General features: G+C 65.5%; 23 protein-coding genes. 11 read left to right on the plus strand and 12 right to left on the minus strand.

From position 1 onward, the window contains the following. Positions 1-51 precede the first annotated feature (51 nt). From BVH01_RS13290 to BVH01_RS13310, 5 genes are all read right to left on the minus strand, one after another. Positions 52-885 (minus strand): DUF2797 domain-containing protein, encoded by an 834-nt coding sequence (locus BVH01_RS13290; RefSeq protein ID WP_075930750.1) that lies wholly within the window; start codon positions 883-885, stop codon positions 52-54. Beyond that, on the minus strand, positions 885-1,148 hold the full coding sequence (locus tag BVH01_RS13295) for a YeaC family protein (RefSeq protein WP_070886441.1): 264 nt from the start codon (positions 1,146-1,148) through the stop codon (positions 885-887). The genes BVH01_RS13290 and BVH01_RS13295 overlap by 1 nt, the downstream gene beginning before the upstream one ends. Before the next feature lie 71 nt (positions 1,149-1,219). Next, positions 1,220-2,089 carry a rhomboid family intramembrane serine protease gene (locus BVH01_RS13300; protein WP_075930751.1) on the minus strand — a complete coding sequence of 290 codons (870 nt, stop codon included), beginning with the start codon at positions 2,087-2,089 and terminating at the stop codon, positions 1,220-1,222. Beyond that, positions 2,086-3,060, minus strand: a complete 975-nt coding sequence (locus tag BVH01_RS13305) for a metallophosphoesterase (RefSeq protein WP_075930752.1) — start codon at positions 3,058-3,060, stop codon at positions 2,086-2,088. Before BVH01_RS13305 ends, BVH01_RS13300 begins: the two co-directional genes overlap by 4 nt. Next, positions 3,060-3,947, minus strand: a complete 888-nt coding sequence (locus tag BVH01_RS13310) for an NAD(+) kinase (RefSeq protein ID WP_073268818.1) — start codon at positions 3,945-3,947, stop codon at positions 3,060-3,062. Before BVH01_RS13310 ends, BVH01_RS13305 begins: the two co-directional genes overlap by 1 nt. Positions 3,948-3,985: 38 nt before the next feature. On the opposite strand from BVH01_RS13310, the gene BVH01_RS13315 reads away from it, so the two are divergent. Beyond that, on the plus strand, positions 3,986-5,017 hold the full coding sequence (locus BVH01_RS13315; RefSeq protein WP_075931028.1) for a DUF1853 family protein: 1,032 nt from the start codon (positions 3,986-3,988) through the stop codon (positions 5,015-5,017). On the opposite strand, the gene BVH01_RS13320 is transcribed toward BVH01_RS13315, so the two are convergent. From BVH01_RS13320 to BVH01_RS13330, 3 genes are all read right to left on the minus strand, one after another. Further along, positions 5,006-5,947 (minus strand): 1-aminocyclopropane-1-carboxylate deaminase/D-cysteine desulfhydrase, encoded by a 942-nt coding sequence (locus BVH01_RS13320; protein WP_075930753.1) that lies wholly within the window; start codon positions 5,945-5,947, stop codon positions 5,006-5,008. The genes BVH01_RS13315 and BVH01_RS13320 overlap by 12 nt on opposite strands. 30 nt (positions 5,948-5,977) lie before the next feature. Continuing rightward, entirely contained in the window at positions 5,978-7,264 is a 1,287-nt protein-coding gene (locus BVH01_RS13325; RefSeq protein ID WP_075930754.1) for a chromosome partitioning protein ParA, read from the minus strand. A 186-nt stretch (positions 7,265-7,450) separates the two neighbouring features. Then, the gene (locus BVH01_RS13330; RefSeq protein ID WP_075930755.1) at positions 7,451-9,481 is read right to left on the minus strand and encodes an NADPH-dependent 2,4-dienoyl-CoA reductase; all 2,031 of its coding nucleotides are present in this window, start codon (positions 9,479-9,481) and stop codon (positions 7,451-7,453) included. 353 nt (positions 9,482-9,834) lie between these two features. On the opposite strand from BVH01_RS13330, the gene BVH01_RS13335 reads away from it, so the two are divergent. The 9 genes from BVH01_RS13335 to BVH01_RS13375 all read left to right on the plus strand — a co-directional run bounded on the left by BVH01_RS13335 (position 9,835) and on the right by BVH01_RS13375 (position 17,202). Continuing rightward, the gene (locus BVH01_RS13335; protein WP_075930756.1) at positions 9,835-10,893 is read left to right on the plus strand and encodes an AraC family transcriptional regulator; all 1,059 of its coding nucleotides are present in this window, start codon (positions 9,835-9,837) and stop codon (positions 10,891-10,893) included. Positions 10,894-11,083: 190 nt separating this feature from the next. After that, a complete protein-coding gene (locus BVH01_RS13340; protein ID WP_075930757.1) occupies positions 11,084-12,271 on the plus strand; it encodes a PepSY domain-containing protein in 1,188 nt (395 codons plus the stop codon). Further along, complete coding sequence (locus BVH01_RS13345; protein ID WP_075930758.1) at positions 12,268-12,813, plus strand: thiamine pyrophosphate-binding protein; 546 nt, start codon at positions 12,268-12,270, stop codon at positions 12,811-12,813. Before BVH01_RS13340 ends, BVH01_RS13345 begins: the two co-directional genes overlap by 4 nt. After that, on the plus strand, positions 12,810-13,136 hold the full coding sequence (locus BVH01_RS13350) for a hypothetical protein (protein WP_075930759.1): 327 nt from the start codon (positions 12,810-12,812) through the stop codon (positions 13,134-13,136). The genes BVH01_RS13345 and BVH01_RS13350 overlap by 4 nt, the downstream gene beginning before the upstream one ends. Further along, on the plus strand, positions 13,133-13,699 hold the full coding sequence (locus BVH01_RS13355) for a DUF6162 family protein (RefSeq protein WP_075930760.1): 567 nt from the start codon (positions 13,133-13,135) through the stop codon (positions 13,697-13,699). The genes BVH01_RS13350 and BVH01_RS13355 overlap by 4 nt, the downstream gene beginning before the upstream one ends. Positions 13,700-13,734: 35 nt before the next feature. Next, positions 13,735-14,667 (plus strand): metal ABC transporter substrate-binding protein, encoded by a 933-nt coding sequence (locus BVH01_RS13360; RefSeq protein WP_075930761.1) that lies wholly within the window; start codon positions 13,735-13,737, stop codon positions 14,665-14,667. Continuing rightward, positions 14,664-15,419, plus strand: a complete 756-nt coding sequence (locus BVH01_RS13365) for a metal ABC transporter ATP-binding protein (protein ID WP_075930762.1) — start codon at positions 14,664-14,666, stop codon at positions 15,417-15,419. Before BVH01_RS13360 ends, BVH01_RS13365 begins: the two co-directional genes overlap by 4 nt. After that, entirely contained in the window at positions 15,416-16,318 is a 903-nt protein-coding gene (locus tag BVH01_RS13370; protein WP_013790915.1) for a metal ABC transporter permease, read from the plus strand. Before BVH01_RS13365 ends, BVH01_RS13370 begins: the two co-directional genes overlap by 4 nt. Next, positions 16,315-17,202 carry a metal ABC transporter solute-binding protein, Zn/Mn family gene (locus BVH01_RS13375; RefSeq protein ID WP_075930763.1) on the plus strand — a complete coding sequence of 296 codons (888 nt, stop codon included), beginning with the start codon at positions 16,315-16,317 and terminating at the stop codon, positions 17,200-17,202. The genes BVH01_RS13370 and BVH01_RS13375 overlap by 4 nt, the downstream gene beginning before the upstream one ends. A 399-nt stretch (positions 17,203-17,601) precedes the next feature. Here the strand turns inward: BVH01_RS13375 and epsC are convergent, their stop codons facing one another. The 4 genes from epsC to BVH01_RS13395 all read right to left on the minus strand — a co-directional run bounded on the left by epsC (position 17,602) and on the right by BVH01_RS13395 (position 22,241). Then, positions 17,602-18,564 carry a serine O-acetyltransferase EpsC gene (gene epsC / locus BVH01_RS13380; RefSeq protein WP_256562759.1) on the minus strand — a complete coding sequence of 321 codons (963 nt, stop codon included), beginning with the start codon at positions 18,562-18,564 and terminating at the stop codon, positions 17,602-17,604. Between the two features lie 122 nt (positions 18,565-18,686). Continuing rightward, a complete protein-coding gene (treS, locus tag BVH01_RS13385; RefSeq protein ID WP_371915594.1) occupies positions 18,687-20,762 on the minus strand; it encodes a maltose alpha-D-glucosyltransferase in 2,076 nt (691 codons plus the stop codon). A 104-nt stretch (positions 20,763-20,866) separates the two neighbouring features. Then, positions 20,867-21,283, minus strand: a complete 417-nt coding sequence (locus BVH01_RS13390; RefSeq protein ID WP_075930765.1) for a cytochrome c family protein — start codon at positions 21,281-21,283, stop codon at positions 20,867-20,869. Between the two features lie 70 nt (positions 21,284-21,353). After that, positions 21,354-22,241: an NAD(P)/FAD-dependent oxidoreductase gene (locus tag BVH01_RS13395; protein WP_075930766.1), complete on the minus strand. Its 888-nt coding sequence runs from the start codon at positions 22,239-22,241 to the stop codon at positions 21,354-21,356. A 144-nt stretch (positions 22,242-22,385) separates the two neighbouring features. Between BVH01_RS13395 and BVH01_RS13400 the strand changes: the two genes are divergently transcribed. Further along, positions 22,386-22,835 carry an Rrf2 family transcriptional regulator gene (locus BVH01_RS13400; RefSeq protein WP_075930767.1) on the plus strand — a complete coding sequence of 150 codons (450 nt, stop codon included), beginning with the start codon at positions 22,386-22,388 and terminating at the stop codon, positions 22,833-22,835. Positions 22,836-23,064: the final 229 nt, after the last annotated feature.

Consider the following 23,064-nt stretch of genomic DNA (forward strand, 5'->3'; position numbering starts at 1 on the left):
CGCGCCGGCTGGCGCGGCAGACAGGTGAATGGCGTCAGCCGCGCATGCCGGTCAGGCGGCGCAGCTGGCTGCGATCTGGTAAGCGGTGTACTTGCGAATATTGATCACGCCGGTATCGAACATCAGGTACTGGCCCTTGATGCCCAGCAGAGTGCCTTCGGCGATGGGGTTCTTGTCCAGGTTGAAGCTGGTGATCTTCGCCGGATACGCCTCGATCGGATAGCGGATTTCCACCACGCTCTGTTCGTTGAGCGGCTGCACGGCCTGCAGGCCGAAACGCTCCTGCAGCGCGGTGATGCCACTGGCGCAGGCATCGAAGATCTGCTCGCGCACGTGCAGCAGGTCGACCGGCGCCGCGTCGCCCTTGAGCAAGGCACGCCAATTGGTCTTGTCCGCCACCTGGCTGCGCAGCAGGTCTTCGACGAAGCCCGACTGCTGGCGCGTGGCCACGCGCATGATCGGCAGCGCCTGGGTGGCGCCCTGGTCGATCCAGCGGGTGGGAATCTGCGTGGCGCGGGTGATGCCGACCTTGATGCCTGACGAGTTGGCCAGGTACACCACGTGATCGGTCATGCAGAATTGCTCGCCCCAACCGGGATCACGGCAGGTGCCGGCGTCATAGTGGCAGCGCTCGGGGCTCATGATGCACAGGTCGCACTGGGCCAGCTTCTGCATGCAGGGGTAGCAATAGCCCTGGCTGTAGCTGGACTTGGTCTTGCGGCCGCAATGGCTGCAATGAATGGCGCCGAGAAACTCCAGGCGCACGGTCTTGCCGATCATCGGGTTGACGGCAACCTGCTCGTCACCCAGGCGAAACGCGTACTGCACTGGCGCATCGAGCTGGGTGGCCATCTTGCTCAAAGCGCCGCGGGCTACCTCAAACATCAGTGCAGGGTTTCCGAGGACTTGAACAGGATGTTCGGGACGGGCTCGGACTTCGAGGCACATTCGGACGCGCCCATGTAACCGGTGCGCTGATCCTCGGGCAGGTTCTCGATTTCCCAGGCGATCATCGCTTGCAGGCTCAGCTCTTTCTGCTCCTGGGTCAGCTTGCGGCCATCGGGCCACTTGCCGATCTCCACAGCCAGCTTGAGGCTTTCATACACGTCCGGGGTGATGTTGCGGATCAATTCGACGAAGGAGGACATGGCTGACTCCAGAGCTGGAAAAGCGCTGATTCTACCCTATCTGACCCGCCAAGCCGAGGCGCTGGCGACGCTCAGCGCCGTGCCAGCTGGCGAGCCAGCAACCCTCCGATGGCGCCGGTGAGGCAGCCGGCGATCAGCCCGCCAACGTGGGCGGCATTGGCGATGGCGCCGAACTGCAGCAGCTCGAAGACACCGGTCATGCAGATCAATAGCCAGATCAACATGCTCACCAGCACGCCACGTGGCAGCCGATATGCTGCATTGGGCGCCAGCCACTGGAACAGCCAGCAATGGCCAAGCAGCCCGTAGAGCACGCCGGACAAACCGCCGAACAGCGCAGGCCCGCCATAGACGTACTGCGCCACGTTGGCGGCGAGGCCGAACCACATCGTCAGCAGCAACAGCATCAGGGCGCCCTGGCGCGCCTCGATGCGCCGGCCCAGCTCCCAGTACCACAGGCTATTCATCGTCAGATGCAGAATGCCGAAGTGCAACAGCATGGGCGTCAGCAGCCGCCACCACTGACCGCTGTCGATGGCCTGGGTGAAGCTTGCGAAATAGATGTACTGCCCGTCGATATGGAAGTCGACGAAACTCAGCCAGCGCACCACGTCGTAGTCTTCACCGCCCCAGGTCAACACCGCGACCAGCAGGGTCAGCGCCAGCACGACCAGGGTCAGCGGGCTGCGCCGGGCCTGGGCGGCGATGCCGGGCCGCGAGCTGGCGACCGGCGCTGCCACGGGCTGCAGATTCGGGTCGCCCTGGGGCGCCCGTGCATACAGCTCGCGCACTTGGGCGGCGATTTCTTCGCTCGGCACCCAGAGCACCTGCTCGTTGCCCTGCTCGGCCACCCGGTGCGGCACGCGCAGCCTGCCGAGCAGGATGATGAATGCAGCGAGGTCCTGTTCCAGCGGCGCACGCAGGGCGATCACGGGGCTCATCGCGCCGGCCCCGGCCGTTCGACCTCGACCCAGACGAACTTGGCCGGATCCAGACGAGTTTCCTGGTCCAGCCGGTAGGCCACCAACTTGCCGTACATCACCGCGCTGTAATCCAGGCAGGCGATGTTGGGGCAGATCGGCGCCGGCGTGCCGCTGCGCCAGTAGTGGCCGACGAACAGCGGCGGCTGCTCGGGGCCGTAGGTCAGCAGTTGCGCCCGGTCTTCTTCGCTAAGCGGCAGGCAGGCCACCTGCTCGGGCAGCGGATCGGGCTGAAACTGCACATCGCCGTAGGTCGACGGGTTGCCGGCCCAGAACTTGGTGCGGAAGAACGAGCGGGTGAAGCCATCGCTGCTGGTCATGGTCAGCCCGCCCGGCAGGCGCATGTCGGTACCACGCAGCAGGCGGTCGAGCACCGTGCAGGCGAAGCTGCCGGGAATGGCCGAGGCCTGCAGGAAGTGTTCGTCGATACAGCCGCTGGGAAATTGCCCGCGCAGCGAGGCGATCATGACCTCGTCCCAGCAGGCGTGCACCACGCGGAAATGGCTGGCATCGAGAAACAGCGGCATTTCGTAGAACCACGCCAGCATGTCGCGCCATTCGTCCGGGTAGGCCTCGAACTGCCGCAAGGTCTCGCCGATCAGCCGTTCGTGCCGCGCCGTGTGCTCACGCACGAAGGCGCGCCCGCTGCCCGGTGGCGCCGGGGTCATCCAGCCCAGGGCGTTGAACTCGTGATTGCCCATGATGCACAGCGCCTCGCCGACGCGCACCATGTCGTGCACCAGATGCACGGCCTCGCGGATGCGCGGGCCCCGGTCGATCAGGTCGCCGAGGAAGATCGCCATGCGCCGCGGGTGCCGCCACACGCCGTCCTGGCGGCGATAACCCATGCGTTCCAGCAGGCGCACCAGGGTATTGGCGCAGCCGTGCACATCACCGATCAGGTCATAACCGCGAGACGGATCGAGCTGCATCAGTCGCCTCCGCCTAGTCGGCTACCCCAACCCAGCTTGGTACGGCAGACCTCGTAGTAGTTGTGATCCAGCGGATGGATCAGGCACAGCTTCTGGGATTTCTTGCGTACCGTGATGGTGTCACCCGGCGCACAGGTGAAATGGTTCTGGCCGTCGCACGACACTTGCGGGTAGAGCTGCAGGTCCTTGGAGACGACGATCTTCAGCTCGCTGTTGCCATCCACCACGATGGGCCGGCTGGACAGCGTGTGCGGGTACATGGGTACGACGACTATGGCATCGAGCTTGGGATGCATGATCGGCCCGCCGGCGGACAGCGCGTAAGCCGTGGAGCCGGTTGGCGTGGCGACGATCAAACCGTCGGCCTTTTGGCTACAGACGAACTGGCCATCGATATACAGCTCGAACTCGATCATCCGGTTCGACTTGCCCGGGTGCAGCACTACGTCGTTGAGCGCATCGCCCTGGCCGATTGCCTCGGAATGCCGGCGCACCTCGGTTTCGAGCAGAAAGCGGTTCTCGGTGAGGTAATTGCCTTCCAGCACCTCGGCGACCTTGGATTCCAGCTCGTCGGGGCGGATATCGGTGAGAAAACCCAGGTTGCCGCGGTTGATGCCCAGCACCGGCACCTTGTGGCGCGCCAAGGCGCGACCGGCGCCGAGCATGCTGCCGTCCCCGCCGACCACGATCACCAGGTCGCAGAACTCGCCCAGGTGCTTGCGCGCCGAGGTCTGCAGGCCGTGGCCCGGCAGCACTTCGGCGATGGTGTCGTCGAGAATCACGTGCAGCTGGCGCTCGAGCAAGAATTTCTTCAGGCGGCGGATGGTGTCGAGCACCTGGGTGCTGCCCAGGCGGCCGATGATGCCGATATTACGAAACTGCTCCATGGGGCTCCCGCGAGGCTCTGGCTCTAATGGCCTGGATTATGGGCGAAGGCACCCTGCGCCAGCAAACCCTGACGCCAATGCCAGCTAGCGCCTATGCTGCAACGATGAACCCCTTCACCGCGCTTGCCGACCTGCCCCGCCACCTCAGCGAACCTGCCGTGCGCGACCTGGCCTGGACGCTGCTTTCGCCGCCCCTGCTCGCCCATACGTCCTGGCCACAGCGCCATCCTCTCATCGCCAGTAGCTGGGCGGCCGAACCGGATCTACTGGCCGACTGGTTGCAGCGTCAGGACGAAAATCCGCAAGCGCTGCACGAATGGCTGTCGCGTAGCTCGGTGCGGCGCCTGGGCCTCTATTACGAACGCCTGTGGCAGTTCGCCCTGCACGCGGCGCCGGGTATCGAGATACTGGCGGCCAACCTGCCGATCCGCCAGGGCGGCCATACCCTGGGCGAGCTGGATCTGCTGCTGCGCGATGGCAGCGGCGTGCACCATGTGGAGCTGGCGATCAAGCTGTACCTGGGCCAGCCGCCCGGTGCACCCGAGCACTGGATCGGCCCGGGAGGCCGGGACCGCCTGGATCTAAAGCTCGGTCATCTCGCCATTCACCAGTTGCCCTTGTCGGCTTCGCCGCAAGCGCGGCAAGCGTTGGAGAGGCTGACCCACGCACCGATCCAGGCCTCGATGTGGCTGGGTGGCTATCTGTTCTACCCCCATGGCCGGGATCATCCATCACCGGCGGAGGCCGAGCCGGCGCACCTGCGCGGCACCTGGCTGCACCGCCGGCAATGGCCTGGGCTGCAGGCCCAATACCCGGATGCCCGCTGGCAACCACTGCCGCGCAACGCCTGGCTGGCACCGGCTAGACGGCTGGCGGTGCAAGCCTGGTCAGCCCAGGACCTGCAGGTCTGGATGGATGGGCTGGCCGTGGACGCCGGCGCGCAGTTGCTGGTCGATCTACAGCCTGATGAAAACGGCGCACTTACCGAGCGACAGCGGATCTTTCTGGTCGCCGATGACTGGCCCGCCAGCGGCACAGAACCGGGTGCGGCGCCGCCCTCAGCGCGCTGAGTCCTTGCCAAGCGCAGCGCGGCGGCCCTGCAGGCCGCCGGTGTGTAGGAAGATCAGGCGTCGGCCGGCCTCGATCTCACCTCGGCGGATGGCATCGCGCAAGGCTAGCAACGCCTTGGCGGTATACAAGGGCTCTAGCAGCAAATCGCTTTGCGCCTCGCACCCTTCCATGAAGGCCAGCAACTCGCTGTCCTGACGCGCGAAGCCGCCGCGACAGGCATCCAGCAATCGGTATCCACCATCGTCACGGCCCGCCTCAGCCAGTAGCGTGCGCACCCGCTCGGGCACGCCATGATCCAGCGGTACCGCCAGTGCCCCGTGAACGCTATGCCGTCCCTCCTCTGCGATCACCAACCCGGCCAGCGTGGTTCCGGTGCCTACCGCCAACCACCAGCCATGGTAATCATCCCAACCAAGCGCTGCCAGTTGCTCCGCCACCATCGCTGGCAAATCGGCACAGCCCAGTGCACCGGGCAGCCCGCCGCCGCCTTCGGGCACGGGTATGAATCCCGGATAGCGCGCCTGCCAGGGGGCCCAGAAGTCGGCACGATGCCGCTCGCGATAACCGCCGTAGCCCAGCCAATGCAGCTGCATGCCGAAGCGCTGCAGGTCCTGAACGGTGGGCGTGTCCTGGGGATGGCCGCGCAGCAGGCCGACGGTGGCGAACGAGAAACGCTGGCCGGCGGCCGCCAGGGCATGCAGGTGATTGGAGTGGGCGCCGCCGAGGCTGATGATGCCGCTGGCACGCTGTTCAGCAGCGCCGCGCAGATGGGGGGAGAGCTTGAACCACTTGTTGCCGCTGATCAGCGGGTCGATCAGATCCAGGCGCAGCACCGCCAGTTCGACGCCCCTCAGCCAGTCGAAGTGCAGCCGTTGCAGCGGCGCCTGGGGATGCCAGGCGCTGATGGCAGCCAGTGGAATCGAGGTCATGACGATACGGCCCGGAAAAAGGCCGGGAGTTTAACCCACGGTGCGCAGGCGGGCGGTCTTGTGCAACATGCAGCAGTTGGACTCGCCGGCCACGAAACGCCCGGGCGTTTCGACCCGTTCGACAGCCACGTCGCAGCGCTGGCCATCGGCCTGCAGCCCTTCGCAACGGGGCCGCTGATAATGCTCCAGCCACTGCCGGTACTGGCTCTCCGGCACGAAGCACTTGCTCGCCGCATAAGCCAGCGGGCCGGCCAGGTAACGGTCGACATCCTGCAAGGGCACGGTGAGGTGCCCGGCGCCCGGATGGAACACCACGAACACCACGCCTTGCGCGGCCAGGCGCTCGAGCACCTGGCTGGCGCCGCGCTGGGCGGCCTCGCCCTCGCGGCGGCGCGTTTGTTCCTCGGCGGCAGACTGGGTGGCGAGAATGCGCGCACGCAGCTCCTCGTCGAACTGCTCGCGCAGTATCTCGCGCTCGGTGCGGGCGTGACGCTCGGCAGCGCGCACCCGCACCGCCATTTCCTCGCGTTCGCTCTGTTGCGCTTCCCGTTGTTCGGCCAGTTGCGACTTCAAGCTCTGGTTGAGCCCTTCCTGCTGGCGCAGCGCCTGCCGCAACGCCTGAATCTGCCCTTGCAGCTCGGCCAGTTGCCCATCGCTTCTGGACGCGGCGCGCGCCAGTTCGGCCTGGTGCTCATGAGCCAGGGCGGCCAGGCGCTCGCGTTGCTGGCGAACCAGTTGCGCGGCCTTTTGCCGGTAGTCGTGGGAAAGGCGCTCGGCCAGCTTCTCGGCCAGGTCGCGGGAAGCGTCGACCGCGTACCATTGATCCTCGGAAGCCACCTGCAGCCGCTCGGGCGTCACGGCCGGGGACTCCTCTTCCTGCATGAGGATGCCGAGGGCGTTGGCTCGCACCGTGTCGCGCAAGGCGGCCAGATCATTGTTGCCGGGCACCAGGCTCGGGTCCCACAAATGCATCTGGTGCCAGGAAACCGGGCACTGGCTACGGCAGGCCAGGCGAATCGGCCCGCCGCCCAGGTCGGGGCCGCGGCCGGCACGCTCGGCCATCTGCTGCAGGGGAATGTTCCAACCGCTGTCCGGCGCGCCGTCTTCGTCGAAATCCAGGTAGAAGAACACCGCCGAACGAATCTGCAGGCGGCCGTTGATCACCACGTAGGCGGCCCGTACCTGCTCGTCGGCCAGGGTCGGCATCTTCACCAGGCCATCGAGCAGGGTCTCGAACTCGGTGTAGAACATCTGCTTGCCGATGCTGCCGTCCGGGGCGAAGAACATCACGGCCTCGATCAGTTGCGGCTTGCTCATCGATGTTCTCCACGGGTAATGACGGTTCACGCTGCCTTTTGCCTGGCGCAACGAGACGCCAGCCAGGCAAGTCTAGGCGAGAACCCATTACAGGCTGTGTGACCCGGTTGGCAGTCATTCAGCCGCAGGACGAACGGTACGGTCGAACTGTGACCCGTTCGGTAGAGGGTGAATGAAAATGCCGAACTACAGCGCTGCCGCCAGGCGTGAGCCCTGATTGATGGCGCGCTTGGCATCCAGCTCGGCGGCTACGTCAGCGCCGCCGATCAGGTGCACCGAAGCACCGCCGGCAACCAGCTCGTCCTGCAGCTCGCGCAGCGGATCCTGGCCGGCGCAGAGAATCACCGTGTCCACCGGCAATACCTGGGGCTCGCCCTCGGCCACGCGCACGTGTAGCCCCTGGTCGTCGATCTGCAGGTATTCGACGGCATTGATCATCTGCACCTGCTTGTTCTTCAAGCCGGCGCGATGGATCCACCCGGTGGTTTTGCCCAGGCCGTCGCCGACCTTGCTCTTCTTGCGTTGCAGCAGAAACACCTGGCGCGCTGCCGGCTCGACCTGCGGCTGCACGCCGGCGACGCCGCCGCGCGCCTGCAGGGCCGGGTCGATGCCCCACTCCTTCCAGAACGCCTCACGGTCCAGGCTGGTGGCCGGGCCTGCATGGGTGATGAATTCGCTGACGTCGAAGCCGATGCCACCGGCGCCAATCACCGCAACGCGCGGGCCCACCGGCTTGCGCCCCAGGATGGCGTCCAGATAGCTGATCACCTTGGCGTTCTCTACACCCGGGATGGCAGGCGTGCGCGGCACGATGCCGGTGGCCAGGATCACCTCGTCGAAACCGCCGGCGAGCAGGTCTGCAGCGCTCACCCGGGTGTTCAGGCGCAACTCGACGCCGGTGGTCTCCAGCTTGCGTTTGAAGTAGCGCAGGGTCTCGAAGAACTCTTCCTTGCCCGGGATGCGCTTAGCCACGTTGAACTGGCCGCCGATCTCACCGGCCCCATCGAACAGGGTAACGCGGTGCCCGCGCTCGGCCGCCACGCTGGCAGCGGCGAGCCCGGCAGGCCCGGCACCGACCACGGCGATGGTCTTCACCGCAGTGGTGGGGATGTAGTTGAGCTCGGTTTCGTGGCAGGCCCGCGGGTTGACCAGGCAGGTGGTCAGCTTGCCGCCAAAGGTGTGATCCAGGCACGCCTGGTTGCAGCCGATGCAGGTGTTGATCTCGTCGCTGCGCCCGGCAGCGGCCTTGTTGACGAACTCGGGGTCGGCCAGGAACGGCCGCGCCATCGATACCATGTCGGCATCGCCCTCGGCCAGCACCTGTTCGGCCACTTCCGGGGTGTTGATGCGGTTGGTGGTGATCAGCGGGACCTTCACCTCGCCGCGCAGCTTGGCGGTAACCTTGGTGAACGCGGCGCGCGGCACCTTGGTGGCGATGGTCGGGATGCGCGCCTCGTGCCAGCCGATGCCGGTGTTGATCAGCGTGGCGCCCGCCGCCTCGATGGCCTTGGCCAGCGTCACGATCTCCTCCCAGCTGCTGCCGCCCTCGACCAGATCGAGCATGGACAGGCGATAGATGATGATGAAGTCGCTGCCGACCGCCTCGCGTACGCGACGCACGATCTCCACCGGCAGGCGCATGCGGTTGGCGTAGCTGCCGCCCCAACGGTCGCTGCGCTGGTTGGTATGGGCCACCAGGAACTGATTGATGAAGTAGCCCTCGGACCCCATGATTTCCACGCCGTCATAGCCAGCCTGGCGCGCCAGCGCCGCGCAATTGACGAAGTCGGCGATCTGCTTCTCGATGCCCGCCTCGTCCAGCTCCTGGGGTTTGAACGGATTGATCGGCGCCTGGATGGCGCTGGGCGCCACCTGCTTGGGGCTGTAAGCGTAGCGGCCGGCGTGCAGGATCTGCATGCAGATCAGACCACCCGCCTCATGCACCGCCTCGGTGACGATGCGATGCTTGTCCGCCTCCTCGGGCGTGCTCAGCTTCGCCGCACCGGCATACACACCGCCCTCCTCGTTCGGCGCAATGCCGCCGGTGACCATCAGGCCGACGCCGCCGCGGGCACGCTCGGCGAAGTAGGCCGCCATGCGCTCGAAGCCGCCGGGCTTCTCTTCCAGGCCGGTGTGCATGGAGCCCATCAGGGTGCGATTCTTCAAGGTCACGAAGCCCAGATCCAAGGGCGCGAGCAGGTGCGGGTAGGCGGTCATGGTTTCAGTCCATCGGCGTCGGTCACGGAGTTGCCGCCACCTGCGCGGGCAGCGGTCGTATGGCTTAGAACCTGTTCAAAGTCTGCTACGCGTCGGCACTGCAGCGTTAAAAACAGGCTCGGACTGCTCATTTACAGCTCGTAAACTCCGCGTCCTCGCCTGTTTTTGCGGGGCCGCCTAGGCCTTGCATTGCTCTAGCTCGCGAGACTTGAACAGGTTCTTAGACGATAGTGAAGCAGATGCCCCCACTCAATGATCGTAAATGACAAATCAATGATCATGAGTGACAGCACATCTGGCGCACTGCCCTGGGCCGAGCTACGCTGGCGAACCTCCCTGCCGGGCGCACGCCGATGAAACCTGCCGCCATTCGCCTGGGCGATCTCTCCATTGGCTACCTGCATAGCCTGGCGGACGCCGTCGACCATCTGGGCCACGCCTCGCAGCCGCTGCTCGAACACTACGGCTTCGATGCTGCGCGCCTGGCCGAGCCACGCGCGCGGCTATCGATCCCGCGCTACATGCACCTGGGCCACGCCGCCATCGAACTGACCGGCGAGCCGGCCCTGGGCCTGCTGATGGGCCGCTTCGCCTACCTGCATCGCCTGGGGCTGGCCGGTATCGCCGCGGCCCAGGCGCCTACCGTGCGCGAGGCGGCCCGTACGCTGATCCGCTTCGAGGCACTGTACGCCTCGAACTACCGTGGTCGTTCCAGCCTGGCCGAAGACAGCAATGGTGCCTGGCTGCGCTTTCACTCCATCGGCCCGTACAACGCCTACAACCGCTTCGTGGTCGACACCGTGCTGGCCACCTGGCTGCAACAATTGGGCGCCCTGGCCCGCACGCCGCTGACCGCGCAAGCGCTTCAGCTGGAATTCAGCGCGCCTGACTACGCCGAACGCTATCCGCTGGAGTTCGGTTGCGTGCCGACCTTCGAGGCGGACTTCAACGGACTCAGGCTCGACCAGCAGGCGCTCAACCTGCGCAATCCGCTGCATTGCCCGGGCACCTGGAATGAATTGTTACAACTTTGCGAGCAGGAGCTGCATAAGCTGACCCGCCCGCAAAACATGCGTGATCGCGTCATCCAACTGCTCGGCCCGCGCCTGCATGGGCGAGAGCCGGACATGGACGACATCGCCCGCCAATTGCAGTTGCCGAGCTGGACGCTACGCCGTCGATTGGGCGAAGAAGGCACCCGCTTCAGCACCATCGTCAACGAGACCCGCCGCGACCTGGCGGTTGCCTACGTACGGGACACCGAGCTGAGTTTCGGCGAGATCGCCTACCTGCTCGGCTTCGCCTCCGCGGAGGCGTTTCAGCGCGCCTTCAAGCGCTGGCTCGAGCACCCACCGGGAGAAATGCGCCGCACCCTGCGACAGAACAGCAGCACATCTGAATCTATGAAATAACTATTTTCATTTGCAGCTGCGGGTTTTACGCTTCTCATCCGTCCTAGTAGATAGCTGATTCATTCGTGCCCGCCTGGCGAGCACTTCATCGGTTTGTACACCTCGCTGGCTACCTGGCCGGCGAGGTTTCGTTCGTACCTAAAATCGCGCCCCGTGCAACGCACGAGGCGCTCAGACAAGACTGATATACATGTCCAAGAAGTCGCGTTCAAAAATCTGGTTCCTGGTGCACAGCTGGCTCGCTCTGCCGATCTGGTTCTTCGTGCTGATCGTCTGCGTCACCGGTACCCTGGCGGTGGTCAGCCAGGAAATCGTCTGGTTGGCCAACCCCGACGTACGCGCCAGCAAACCCTCGGACGACGCCGAGCTGCTGACCTTCGGCCAGGTGCTGGCCGAAATCAAGAAGGCCCAGCCGGAGCTGGTGGTGCAGTCCATCGCCCGCCCTGACGAATCGCACTTCGCCCTCACCGCGCGGGTCAGCTACCCGGACGGCAGCAACCCGACCATCTACGTCAACCCCTACACCGGCGCCATTCAGGGCGTGAGCCCCGAGTTCGACTTCCGCCAGTTCACCCGCGCCCTGCACGGCTGGTGGCTGGTGCCCTTCACCAACGGTTTCAGCTGGGGCTGGTACCTGGTGTCGATGATGGGCATCCCCATGCTGCTGTCGCTGATCACGGGCCTCGTGGTCTACAAGAAATTCTGGAAGGGCTTCTTCAAGCCGCGCCTGCGTTTCAACCAGGGCGCGCGGATCTTCTGGGGCGACTTCCACCGCCTGAGCGGCATCTGGTCGATCTGGTTCATCGCCGTGGTGTCGATCACCGGCATCTGGTTCCTGATCCAGGCGATCCTGTTCGACAATCAGATTTCCATCTCCACCGAAGGCGTGCCCGCCGTAGTGGCCCGCGAGGACGTGCCGAACGTGCGCCCCGGCGAGCCGATCCCGATGCTCGACGTGGACGAAGCGGCGCGCATCGCCATCGGCAAGGTACCGAGCCTGGACGTCAGCTTCACCCGCCTGCCCAGCAACGCCTACGACCATATCTCCGTCGGCGGGCGCGGCTGGTACCCGCTGATGATGCAGAGTGCCTCGATCAACCCCTACACCGGCGAAGTGGCCCAGCAGCGCCTGCTCGAGGATCGCTCCAAACTGGAGTTCGTCACCGAATCCATGCGCCCGCTGCACACCGGCGACTTCGGCGGCCTGTGGGTGAAGATGATCTGGTTCTTCTTCGGCCTGATGCTGAGCATGATGGTGCTCAGCGGTCTGCTGATCTGGACCAAGCGCACCGCCCAGGCCACCGCCAAGGTGATCAAGCGCCCGGCGCGCTCGCGTGACCGCGACACTGCAACCGACACTGGGGAGGTCAAGGCATGAGCAAGGCCATGGCAGCACAACCCGCTTCGCCGCTGAGCCGCTTCTGGTACAAGTGGCGCTTCCACATCAACATCCTGCTGGTGCTCATCCCGTTGGGGTTCATGCCCAAGTACTTCGCCGACGTCGCGCTGTTTCGCGGCACCAGCGGCCTGGGCGAGCGCACGGTAGGTGAATTCCCGGTCGGCCCCTGGTCGATCACCCTGGCAGAATTTCGCGCCGCACCACCGGAACTCGACGGCCCGGCCGGTTACATGAAGACCTTCACCGGTGCGCTGTGCAAGGAATGCATCGGCCAGGTCAAGGCCACCTACCTGCGCATCGGCAAGCCCCGCAGCCTGCGCGCCGCCGGCGGCATCTTCTTCGGCAGCGCCTACCGCATGGGCGCCACCGTGCCGTTGCCGAACCGCACCAAGCCCGACGCCGAGCTGTGGATCACCATGGAGGGCTGGGACGGCTCCGTGCATCAGGCCGCCGTACCGCTCGAACAGGCATCCCCATCCACCGTCGCGTGGCTGCAGAAACAACAAGGAGGCAAACCATGATCAAGCCCAACGTCCTGCGCAGCGTCGCAGGTATCGCCCTGCTGTCGCTGAGCGGCCTGGCCCTGGCTCACAACCCCATGTGCCAGTGCGAGGAAGTCGATGCCGAGAACATCCGCTGCACCGGCGGTTTCTCCGATGGCAGCGGCGCCGCCGGCGTGACCCTGGATGTGATCGGCTATGACGAGAGCATCCTGGTGCCCGGCAAACTGGCCGACGATTCGACCCTGACCTTCAAGAAGCCCGAAGGTGAGTTCTACGTGCTGTTCGACGCGGGCCCCGGCCATATCGTCGAAATCGACCACACGGAAATCGAGGCCCCATGACGGTTCAGGTCGTACGCCCCGCCGGTGCCGGTCATGAAACCCTCTACGTGCTCGCCCTGTGCCTGGTCATCGTGCTGGTGGCCGGCTCGGTGGTCGCCTGGCATGGCGAAACGGACAGCGAAACCGCCATCGCCAGTCACCAGATCGATGCCCGCCGCGACCTGACTGCCGCCGAACAAGGCATCTATGCCGACCTGCGCGTGGCCGCCGACGAGATCCGCATTCGCCGCGACGAAGAGCAGACCCTGCTGAGCCCCGCCGAGCTGGCCGATGAAGGCTTCCCACCATTCGTCAACGATGCCAGCGCCACCAGCCGCGGCAGCCACCAGTGGCAGTTGCTGCCCGGCGACGAGGCCGCCTACTTCGGTGCCAGCCAGGCGCTGGACGTCGCCGGCTCTCTGCTCATGCGCCTCGACGCCGAGGGCGAGCAGGCCGACGTGTGGCTCAACCGCAGCATCGCCAGCGCGCCTGCCAGCCTCGATGCGCCGGCCCTTATCGCTGCCGGCTGGCAGCAGATCGCCTCCCAGTACGACGCAGGTGTGACCCGGCAACATCGCCACTGACACCTTTGACTCACCCGACAGAAGACCGCCCGCCCATGCCCATTTCCCGCATTTTCCGCGCACGCCACCTGCTGTCACGCCTGAGTATCGGCGCGACTGCCCTGCTGCTGCTCGGCGCCGCCAGCGTGGCAGATGCCAAGCTGCGCATCGGCATCACCCTGCACCCCTACTACAGCTACGTGAGCAACATCGTCGGCGACAAGGCCGAGGTGGTGCCGCTGATTCCGGCCGGCTTCAACCCCCACGCCTACGAGCCGCGGGCCGAGGACATCAAGCGCATCGGCTCGCTGGACGTGGTGGTGCTCAACGGCGTGGGCCATGACGATTTCGCCGACCGCATGATCGCCGCCAGCGAGAAGCCGGATATCGAAGTGATCGAGGCCAATGCCAACGTGCCGCTGCTGGCCGCCACCGGCATTGCAGCACGTGGCGCCGGCAAGGTGGTCAACCCACACACCTTCCTGTCGATCAGCGCCTCCATCGCCCAGGTCAACAACATCGCCCGCGAACTCGGCAAGCTCGACCCGGACAACGCCAAGACCTACACCCAGAATGCCCGCGCCTACGGCAAGCGCCTGCGCAAGCTGCGCGCCGACGCCCTCGCCCAGCTTACCGAAGCGCCAGACGCCGACCTGCGCGTGGCCACCGTGCATGCGGCCTACGATTACCTGCTGCGCGAGTTCGGCCTGGAAGTCACCGCGGTGGTGGAGCCGGCCCACGGCATCGAGCCGAGCCCGAGCCAGTTGAAGAAGACCATCGACCAGCTGCGCGAGCTGGACGTCAAGGTGATCTTCTCCGAGCTGGACTTCCCGTCCACCTATGTCGATACCATCCAGCGCGAGTCGGGCGTCAAGCTCTACCCGCTGTCGCACATTTCCTACGGTGAATACAGCGCCGAGAAGTACGAGAAGGAAATGGCCAACAACATGAACACCGTGGTGCGCGCCATCCAGGACGCCGGCCAATGACCGCAGCCGAGAACCTGAGCGTGGCGGCCATCGGCCCGACCCTCGACTTCCAGCAGGTCAGCCTGGTGCTGGGGCGCACGCAGATCCTCGACAACGTCAGCTTTCAGGTGCGCCCGGGCAGCGTGCATGCGCTGGTCGGCCCCAACGGTGGCGGCAAGAGTTCGCTGATCAAGACCCTGCTCGGCCAGATGCCCCACCAGGGTACGCTCAGCCTGGCCTGGCAGGGCGAGGTCGGCACCATCGGCTACGTGCCCCAGGCATTGGAGTTCGACCGCGGCCTGCCGATGACCGTCGACGACTTCATGGCTGCCATGTGCCAGCGCCGACCGGCCTTTCTCGGCCTGTCGAAGCATTACGCCAAAGCGATTGACGACGCCCTGGCCCGCGTCGGCATGCTGGAGAAGCGCAAGCGGCGCATGGGCGCACTGTCCGGCGGTGAGCGCCAGCGCGTGCTGCTCGCCCAGGGGCTGATTCCCGCGCCGCAATTGCTGGTGCTCGACGAGCCGATGTCGGCCCTCGACGAAGCCGGCATCCAGGTGTTCGAACGCCTGCTCGGGGACTGGCGCCGTGCCGGCATGACCGTGCTGTGGATCGAGCACGACCTGGAGGCGGTCAAGCGCCTGGCCGATCGCGTCACCGGCCTGAGCCGCCGCGTGCTGTTCGATGCGCCGCCAGGTGAAGCCCTGACGCCGGAGCGCCTGCTCAGCCTGTTCTCCACCCATGCCCGCACCGTGGAGGCCGCCCAGCCATGATCGACTATGAACAGTTCCGTCTGTTGATCCAGGGCTGGGCCTCGGCCGGCTACCTGCCCGCCGCGCTGGCCTACGGCTTCGTGGTCAACGCCCTGCTCGCCGGCCTGCTGATCGGCCCGGTACTGGGCGGCCTGGGTACCCTGGTGGTGGTCAAGCGCTTCGCCTTCTTCTCCGAGGCGGTAGGCCACGCCGCGCTGACCGGCGTGGCCATCGGCATCCTGCTCGGCGAGCCCTACACCGGCCCCTACGGCGCGTTGTTCGGCTACGCGCTGTTGTTCGGCATCCTGCTCAACTACCTGCGCAATCGCACGGGCCTGGCGCCGGACACGCTGATCGGCGTGTTCCTGTCGGTGTCCCTGGCCATGGGCGCCAGCCTGCTGCTGGTGCTGGCCGGGCGCATCAACGTGCACATTCTGGAAAACGTGCTGTTCGGCTCGGTGCTCACCGTCAACGGCACCGACCTTCTGGTGCTGCTGGTGGTCGGTGGCCTGGTCATGGGCCTGGCGCTGCCGCTCTACAACCGCATCATGCTGGCCAGCTTCAACCCGCAGCTGGCCGCAGTGCGCGGCGTTGCCGTGAAGACCCTGGATTACCTGTTCGTGATCCTGGTGACGTTGATCACTGTGGCCGCGGTCAAGGTCATCGGCGCGATTCTGGTCGGCGCCCTGCTGGTAATTCCAGCCGCCGCCGCGCGTCTGCTCAGCCAGTCGCTGAAAGGCTTCTTCTGGCTTTCGGTGCTGATCGCCACCGTCAGCACGCTGCTCGGCATCCTGTTGCCCATCGTGCTGGATCTGCCGATCCCCTCCGGCGCCGCGATCATCATGATCGCTGGTATCGCCTTCGCCCTCGCCGCCATCGCACGCGGCGTCGTACCAAGCTTGAAAGGGAACCTGGGATGACCCATCGACTCCACCAACTGGGCCTTGCCCTGCTCCTCAGCCTGCCGGGCCTCGCCCTCGCCAAGGAGGTCAGCGTGCTGGTTTCGCAGCCGATCACCTTTGGCCTGGCCAGTGACCTGCTCGACGGCACCCAGGTGCACATCGAACGCGCCGCGCCGGCCAACCTGCCGGCCAGCCGCCAGGTATCGTATTTCGCCGGGCGTGGTGCCGCCGCGCTGCAGAAGGTCGCCGTCGAGGCCGACGCAGCCATCGCCCTGCGCTCGCTATGGTCGGAAGACCCGCTCTACCCCATGGCACGGCGCAGCAACATCCGTATCGTCGAGATCGATGCCGCCCGCCCGGTGGATGGCGCCCTGCCGGGTATCGCCATCCAGGCCGAAAGTGCCGGTGACAACGACCTGGCCAGCCACCCGTGGCTGGCGATCAACAACATGGGGCGCATGGCCGACGTGATGGCTGCCGACCTGGTGCGCCTGGCGCCGGACGCCAAGGGCAAGGTCGAGCAGAACCTGGCGGCACTCAAGCAGCGCCTGCTCAAGCTCAACGCCCACAGCGAGCGCGAGCTGGCCAAGGCCGACAACCTGTCGGTGTACAGCCTCAGCGATCGCCTGGACTACCTGATCAGCGGCCTCAACCTGGATCTGGTGAGTAGCGACAGCCGCGATGACCGCGACTGGGACGCCGACGCCCTGAAGTCCCTGACCGGCGCTCTGCAAGCCGATGACGTGGCCCTGGTGCTGACTCACCGCAACCCGCCCAAAGCAGTGGCTGATGCAGTGCAGGCCGCCGGCGTGCAGCTGCTGGTGCTGGCAACCGACAGCGACGACCCGGTCGCCGAGCTGGAAGGCAACGTCGACGCGCTGGTCAAGGCGCTGAGCCAGTAAGCATTTCAGCCGTCGTAACGAAAAAGGCCCGATGCATGTGCATCGGGCCTTTTGTTCTGATCGTGGCCAGGGTTCGCCCCCAGCCTTTCAGCGAGCCTAGCAGGCTGTTGAAAAACTACCTGCGTTGCCATTGCTGCGTTAAAAACAGGCTCAAAATGCTCATTTACACCTCGTAAACTCCGCTTTTTCGCCTGTTTTGGCCTTGCACTGGCTGCCTCGCCTACGTTTTTCAACGGCCTGCTAGAGCTCGGTGGCGTCTTCGGCGAACTCGGGCACGTCCTGTTCCAGGGCACGGGACTCGAGCAACTCTTCCTGATAATCGTCCATCGCTTTCTCCTTTCTCTCTCTTCGGTCTCGTACCGATTCTAGTGAACCCCCGTGACCTTCCTGTGACAGGGATCAGCAACCGCTGCGTTCAGCGCTCGCCTGGGATACATTACTCCCCGGCTCGACGCTGCGCGTCAACCAGACGTTACCACCGATGACAGAGCCCTTGCCGATGGTGATGCGCCCCAGGATGGTCGCGCCGGCATAGATCACCACATCGTCCTCGACGATCGGGTGACGCGGCTGGCCCTTGTGCAACTGACCGCTCTCGTCACTGGTGAAGCGCTTGGCGCCCAGGGTCACGGCCTGGTAGATACGCACGTGGTTGCCGATGATCGCCGTCTCGCCAATCACCACGCCGGTGCCGTGATCGATGAAGAAGCTGTGGCCAATCTGCGCACCCGGGTGAATGTCGATACCGGTGGCGCCGTGGGCGGTCTCCGCGGCGATGCGCGCCAGCAGCGGTAGCCCTGCGCGGTACAGATGATGCGCCAGGCGGTGATAGATCACGGCCAGCACGCCGGGGTAGCACAGCAGCACTTCGTCGACGCTGCGCGCCGCCGGGTCGCCGTTATAGGCAGCCACCACATCCTGGTCGAGCAAGCGGCGCAGCGCCGGCAATGCGGCGGCAAAATCACGCACGATGGCAACCGCCTGACCGTCCACATCATCGCCGGACTCACCGCGCTGGCGCGCCGCGTAACGCAACTCCATGCGCACCTGGGTCACCAGGGCATTGAGTGCACGATCCAGGGTATGGCCGACGTAATAATCTTCGCTTTCCTCACGCAGCTCCGTAGGCCCCAGGCGCATCGGGAAAAGCGCCCCGCAGAAGCCCGTCAAGATTGCTGCCATGGCCTGGCGCGATGGCAACTCGCGGCCACCCAACTCAGGGTGACGGCCCGAGCGGTTGCGCCAGTCGGCACGCGCCGCACGCAGGCCGGCCACGGTCTGTTCCAGGTCCCAGTTGACGGGGCGGGAGCAGTAATCAACCTCGGCGCCATCGTCATTGCGGATGGCAAGCTCGCCGTTCATCGACACCTCAACTCAACAAGTGGCCGGCGCCAACGGCCAGCCAGAACATGGACAATACGGCGCACTCGCAGACTCGCTCAACTACTCGCAGGTTATGAGCTTAGTGCGCAAAGGCATATCGCTCAGCCGTCCATGGGCGCGATGCCGGGTGCCATGCTGGCGATACGCAGCGCCAACCCCTCATAGGGTTCGAGCTGGATGTGCAATTCGCCATCGGCGGACAGATCACCCATCAGCCGCTCGTGAATGATGTCCACCACCGGGCCCGGCTCGACGTGCTCCAGGGTGATCACCTCGCTGAGCGGCTCGGCGCCGAAATTCAGCGCCGTGACCTGAATGCCCCGCCCGGCCGGCAGCTCATGCACCATGATCAGCAGCGCAGGATGCTCGGTGACCGGCACGGCGATCTGCCGACTCGAAGCCACGCCATGGGAGCGCCGTGCCGCGAACAGCCGTCGCGCCTGGGAGGCGAACGAGTGCGGGTCTTGCAGTTGTTCGCTGAGGCTGCCGTACAACTGACGCGAGCGCGGCAGGCCTTCGGCAGACAGCAACGCCTCGGGGTCGAGGTCGACCAAGTCGTAGCCGCCACGATTGATCCAACGCGTGTCGCCATCAGCGATCAGCTCGGCAACCTGATCGGCTTCCAGCGGCAAGGCGCCGACCAGATCCCAGCCTGACAGCGCCACCACACCCGGCTGCATGGCATTGAACATCAGCAGCAGCAGATGCACGCGGCGGATCTGCTCGATATCGGCGTCGGTAATGGTGTTCAGATCACGGATGCCCAGCGCCGCGGTGATGATGCTCACCGTGGTGCAGGCCACGCCGTTGGTGACGAATTTCAGGTTGTAAGGCGCGTGCTCGCCGGTCAGGCGCTCGTACATCTCGCCACGAATGTGCTCGCGCAGGATGCTGCCCGGCAGGCTCTGGCCTCGGAACACGTAGGTGTCGTTGGCATGCAGCGTCCAGAAATGCACCAGCTCCAGGGTCAGTTCGTCGTGGTTCTGCAGGGCGTGGATCAGTGACGCCGGGTCGATGCCGAAGTCGTGCATCTGCTGCAGCATCAGGCGCAGGAACTCGACTTCACCGGTCAGCAAGGCGTGCTGGTAGGCCGGGCGCGTGATGAAGTCATAGGACAGATCCGCACCGCCCTGGGACATCGACGCGATGTCGTCCAGGGTCAGGTTCAGTTCCTGGAAGCTGAAGGCGCCGGCCTTGCGGATCATCCCGGCGAGCAACTGGTTGCCGGTCAGCGACAGCGGGTGGCTCTCCGACCAGGCATTGCCTTGGCTACGCCGCTCGACGCCGAGGAAGCCGTTGGCATCCAGGCGCAACACCCGCGAGCCGATCACGTCGATGGCGTGCAGCGACTCACCGGTGACCAACTGCTGGGCGGCAAAGGTCGGGTCCAGCCAGTTCAGCGACGGCTGGCCTTCCTTGAAGTAATGCAGGTACACCCATCGCCGCACCTTGCCGTCGACGCCGGTGATCTCGCCCGTGGCGCTCCAGTCGGTTTCCTTGACGCCCGGCTCGAAGAAGATCACACGCTGCAACTGGCCGACGATGTAGTGCTTGTCGCGCAGCGCATCGACGGTGGCTGGCGACAGGTTCACCGAATCGCGCCCCTCGCGCAGCGGCGGCAGCAGCTCCCAGTCGGCCTCGGCGATCTCCACCATGTGGTAGAGGCCGGGATAGTCGCCATAAGCCATTTCCGCCAGGCGGAAATCCGCGCCCTTGCCGGTGTGCGAAGGGATCGAGTCGTCGATGGTCACCGCATTGTGGGCGGCCGCCACGCGGCTCAGGTGCACCAGCTCTTCCTCGCTGCCGAAGCGCGGGTCGATCTCCAGGCTGATCCGGTCGAAATTGCCGTCGACGGTGGGCGTGTACTCGCGCCCCTGTAAACCACCCGAACGGCGCAGCGGCCCAGTGTGGATGCCTTGAACGCCGAGCTCGGAGAGCGCTGCCCACAAGCGTTCGTCGCCGAGCGCCTGCAGTACCGAGCCATCGGGCGAGGTGATGATCGAGGCGGGATAGACCGCCAGCCACACCGAGGCTACCGCGGTGACGCTACGCGGCCGGGCCAATGCATAGGGTTGCTGCCACAAGCGGGCCTGGCCCGAATACAGGCGCATGCGTTGGCGGGCGGTGTGCAGCATGGACTGCTCGACCAGCCAGTTGATCTGTTGTTCATCTGCCATAGCGATCCCGGGGTGCGTGAGGGAGGATCGCGAACGGCCAGGCCGTCCGCTGGTTCAATTTCAGAGCCAGCGCTGAGGGCTTCGTTCAGATTGATTGCTTGCGCTCAGTGATCCTGCTGAGCCTTCAGATAGAGCAGCAGGCCATCGATCTTGTCCTGATCGCCAATGCCCCAGAAGCGCATCTTGTTGCCGGGCACCACGCTGTCGGAATCCTTGATGAAGGCGCTCAGGGTGTCGTGTTCCCACACCACGTCCGCCTGCTGCATGGCAGGCGAATACTTGTAGTCCTGAGTGGCGCCGGCGTGGCGGCCGAAAATCCCGTTGAGTTGGGGCCCGAAGGCCGCCCGCGCGCCCGGCCCGACGTTGTGGCAGTTGCCACAGACGCGCTTGAACAATGCCTCGCCGGCAGCGATGTCGGCTTCGGCCAGGGCCGCCTGGGTGAACAGCGCGCTCGCCGCGATGAGCAACCCGTGACGCAGGAGGCGCCGGCCCGGTAGGTGAGTCAGTACAGAAACAGTCATTGGTACGCTGAAGTGGATGCGGAGGGGTCGCCAGTATGCCCCAGCCCCCACACCGATTCATTGATCTGCGCTAGCGAAAGATCAGCGACTGATGCGCCCCCGCCCCCGCCCTTGCGCCGGTGCCGACGGCAAGCGCCACGGAACCTGCGGCCAGGGCTGCGTCGCCGCAAGCGAATACGCCAGGCACGGTGGTTTCCTGGGTTTCGGTGGTTTGCAGGTAAAGCCCCATCGGCCCTTCGAGCAGGGCGCAACCAAGTTGCGTGGCCAACGGGTTGCCCTGGTGCGTGCGTGGCATCACGAACAGACCGTCCAAGGCCACGCTGCGGCCGTCGGCCAGGTTGACGTCCACGCGCTCGCCGCTGATCGATTGCACGCGATCGGGCTCGACCACCACACCTCGACGCGCCAGCTGTTCGAGCTTCTCGGCATCGGGCACGAATGCGCCGTTGAGGAAGAAGGTGGTGCTGCCCCAGTCCGGCAGCATCATGGCATGGTGAATCGACATGGGCGACACGGCCAGCACGCCGATGCGCCCCTGATCCAGCTCGTAGCCATGGCAATACGGGCAATGAAACACATGACGGCCCCAGCGCTCGGCCAGCCCGTCGATGGCGGGCAGCTCGTCGCGCACACCGCCGGCCAGGATCAGTCGCCGGGTGGCATGGGCCTGGCCACCGCGCAGCCTGACCACGAAGCCGTCGCCCTCGCGCTGCACCTCGGCGGCTTCTCCGACCTGCCAGGTGACGCTGGGGTAATCCATCAACTCGGCTCGCCCGTCGGCGGCGATGTCGTCGGGCGCGCGTCCGTCCTGACCGAGAAAGCCGTGGGAATGGCTGGCAAAGCGGTTACGCCGCACGCCGGCGTCGATCACCAGCACGCGACGTCGAGCACGGGCCAGCTGCAGGCCGGCGGACAAGCCGGCATAGCTGCCACCGACGATGATTGCGTCATAACTCATGGCGTTGCTCCTCCATGCGCGACTCGGGAGAAGACCGAGCCATCATGCAACACCATAAGTTACATACAATCTGAGGGTCAACCTCTCGTAACTTCATTCATTACGAATCATACTCTGCACGCCTGCCTCCACCTCGAGACGCCCATGAGAAACGACACCCGGCTGTCCCGCATGCTGCATGTACTGATCCACATGGACCGCCACGCGCAGCGCACCACCTCGGAGACCATCGCACGCATGCTGGAAACCAACCCGGTGGTGGTACGGCGCACCATGGGCCTGCTGCGCGACCAGGGCTACGTGACGTCGGACAAGGGCCACAACGGCGGCTGGTCGCTGGCCAGGCCGTTGGCCGAGATCACCCTGCTGGACATCCACCAGGCGCTGGGCTCGCAGTCGATCTTCAGCATCGGGCTGGCCACCGATCACCCCACCTGCCTGGTCGAGCAGGCGGTCAATCATGCGCTTGGGCAGGCGTTCGACGAAGCCCAGGCGCTGCTGCTGCAGCGCTTATCGTCGATCAGCGTGGCGTCGCTGGCCGAGGATTTCGACGCGCGCTACCGAGCTCTCGAGGTGCCGTGCAACAACCACTGAGCGCGTTGGCGCACTAGGGTCTGTTCCCGTTTCAGCGCGAGCCGCGTTGCCGCGAGAAATGGCCTCCGGTTAGGCGCAGGACGCAGGGAATGGACTAGCCGTCCGCGTTTTCCCTTGCCAAGTCCTGCAACGACAGCGGAGGTCATTTCCCGCGCAACCTAGGCGGCCCCACCCGGAGGGCCGGGCCAGTTTTTGCGCGATGCGGCGTTACTCGATGGCTCATTTGGCC

The sequence above is a fragment of the Pseudomonas sp. PA1(2017) genome (genome assembly GCF_001945375.1).
In the GTDB taxonomy this organism is placed as follows: Bacteria; Pseudomonadota; Gammaproteobacteria; order Pseudomonadales; family Pseudomonadaceae; genus Aquipseudomonas.

Coding starts and splice junctions, on each gene's coding strand:
- BVH01_RS13320 (WP_075930753.1), bottom strand. CDS start 5,947: ATGACCTCGATTCCACTGGCTGCCATCAGCGCCTGGCATCCCCAGGCG.
- BVH01_RS13365 (WP_075930762.1), top strand. CDS start 14,664: ATGACCGCAGCCGAGAACCTGAGCGTGGCGGCCATCGGCCCGACCCTC.
- BVH01_RS13345 (WP_075930758.1), top strand. CDS start 12,268: ATGAGCAAGGCCATGGCAGCACAACCCGCTTCGCCGCTGAGCCGCTTC.
- epsC (WP_256562759.1), bottom strand. CDS start 18,564: ATGAACGGCGAGCTTGCCATCCGCAATGACGATGGCGCCGAGGTTGAT.
- BVH01_RS13375 (WP_075930763.1), top strand. CDS start 16,315: ATGACCCATCGACTCCACCAACTGGGCCTTGCCCTGCTCCTCAGCCTG.
- BVH01_RS13370 (WP_013790915.1), top strand. CDS start 15,416: ATGATCGACTATGAACAGTTCCGTCTGTTGATCCAGGGCTGGGCCTCG.
- BVH01_RS13360 (WP_075930761.1), top strand. CDS start 13,735: ATGCCCATTTCCCGCATTTTCCGCGCACGCCACCTGCTGTCACGCCTG.
- BVH01_RS13330 (WP_075930755.1), bottom strand. CDS start 9,481: ATGACCGCCTACCCGCACCTGCTCGCGCCCTTGGATCTGGGCTTCGTG.
- BVH01_RS13395 (WP_075930766.1), bottom strand. CDS start 22,241: ATGAGTTATGACGCAATCATCGTCGGTGGCAGCTATGCCGGCTTGTCC.
- BVH01_RS13325 (WP_075930754.1), bottom strand. CDS start 7,264: ATGAGCAAGCCGCAACTGATCGAGGCCGTGATGTTCTTCGCCCCGGAC.
- BVH01_RS13315 (WP_075931028.1), top strand. CDS start 3,986: ATGGGCGAAGGCACCCTGCGCCAGCAAACCCTGACGCCAATGCCAGCT.
- BVH01_RS13350 (WP_075930759.1), top strand. CDS start 12,810: ATGATCAAGCCCAACGTCCTGCGCAGCGTCGCAGGTATCGCCCTGCTG.
- BVH01_RS13400 (WP_075930767.1), top strand. CDS start 22,386: ATGAGAAACGACACCCGGCTGTCCCGCATGCTGCATGTACTGATCCAC.
- BVH01_RS13355 (WP_075930760.1), top strand. CDS start 13,133: ATGACGGTTCAGGTCGTACGCCCCGCCGGTGCCGGTCATGAAACCCTC.
- BVH01_RS13340 (WP_075930757.1), top strand. CDS start 11,084: ATGTCCAAGAAGTCGCGTTCAAAAATCTGGTTCCTGGTGCACAGCTGG.
- BVH01_RS13305 (WP_075930752.1), bottom strand. CDS start 3,060: ATGCAGCTCGATCCGTCTCGCGGTTATGACCTGATCGGTGATGTGCAC.
- BVH01_RS13295 (WP_070886441.1), bottom strand. CDS start 1,148: ATGTCCTCCTTCGTCGAATTGATCCGCAACATCACCCCGGACGTGTAT.
- BVH01_RS13310 (WP_073268818.1), bottom strand. CDS start 3,947: ATGGAGCAGTTTCGTAATATCGGCATCATCGGCCGCCTGGGCAGCACC.
- BVH01_RS13335 (WP_075930756.1), top strand. CDS start 9,835: ATGAAACCTGCCGCCATTCGCCTGGGCGATCTCTCCATTGGCTACCTG.
- BVH01_RS13300 (WP_075930751.1), bottom strand. CDS start 2,089: ATGAGCCCCGTGATCGCCCTGCGTGCGCCGCTGGAACAGGACCTCGCT.
- BVH01_RS13390 (WP_075930765.1), bottom strand. CDS start 21,283: ATGACTGTTTCTGTACTGACTCACCTACCGGGCCGGCGCCTCCTGCGT.
- BVH01_RS13290 (WP_075930750.1), bottom strand. CDS start 885: ATGTTTGAGGTAGCCCGCGGCGCTTTGAGCAAGATGGCCACCCAGCTC.
- treS (WP_371915594.1), bottom strand. CDS start 20,762: ATGGCAGATGAACAACAGATCAACTGGCTGGTCGAGCAGTCCATGCTG.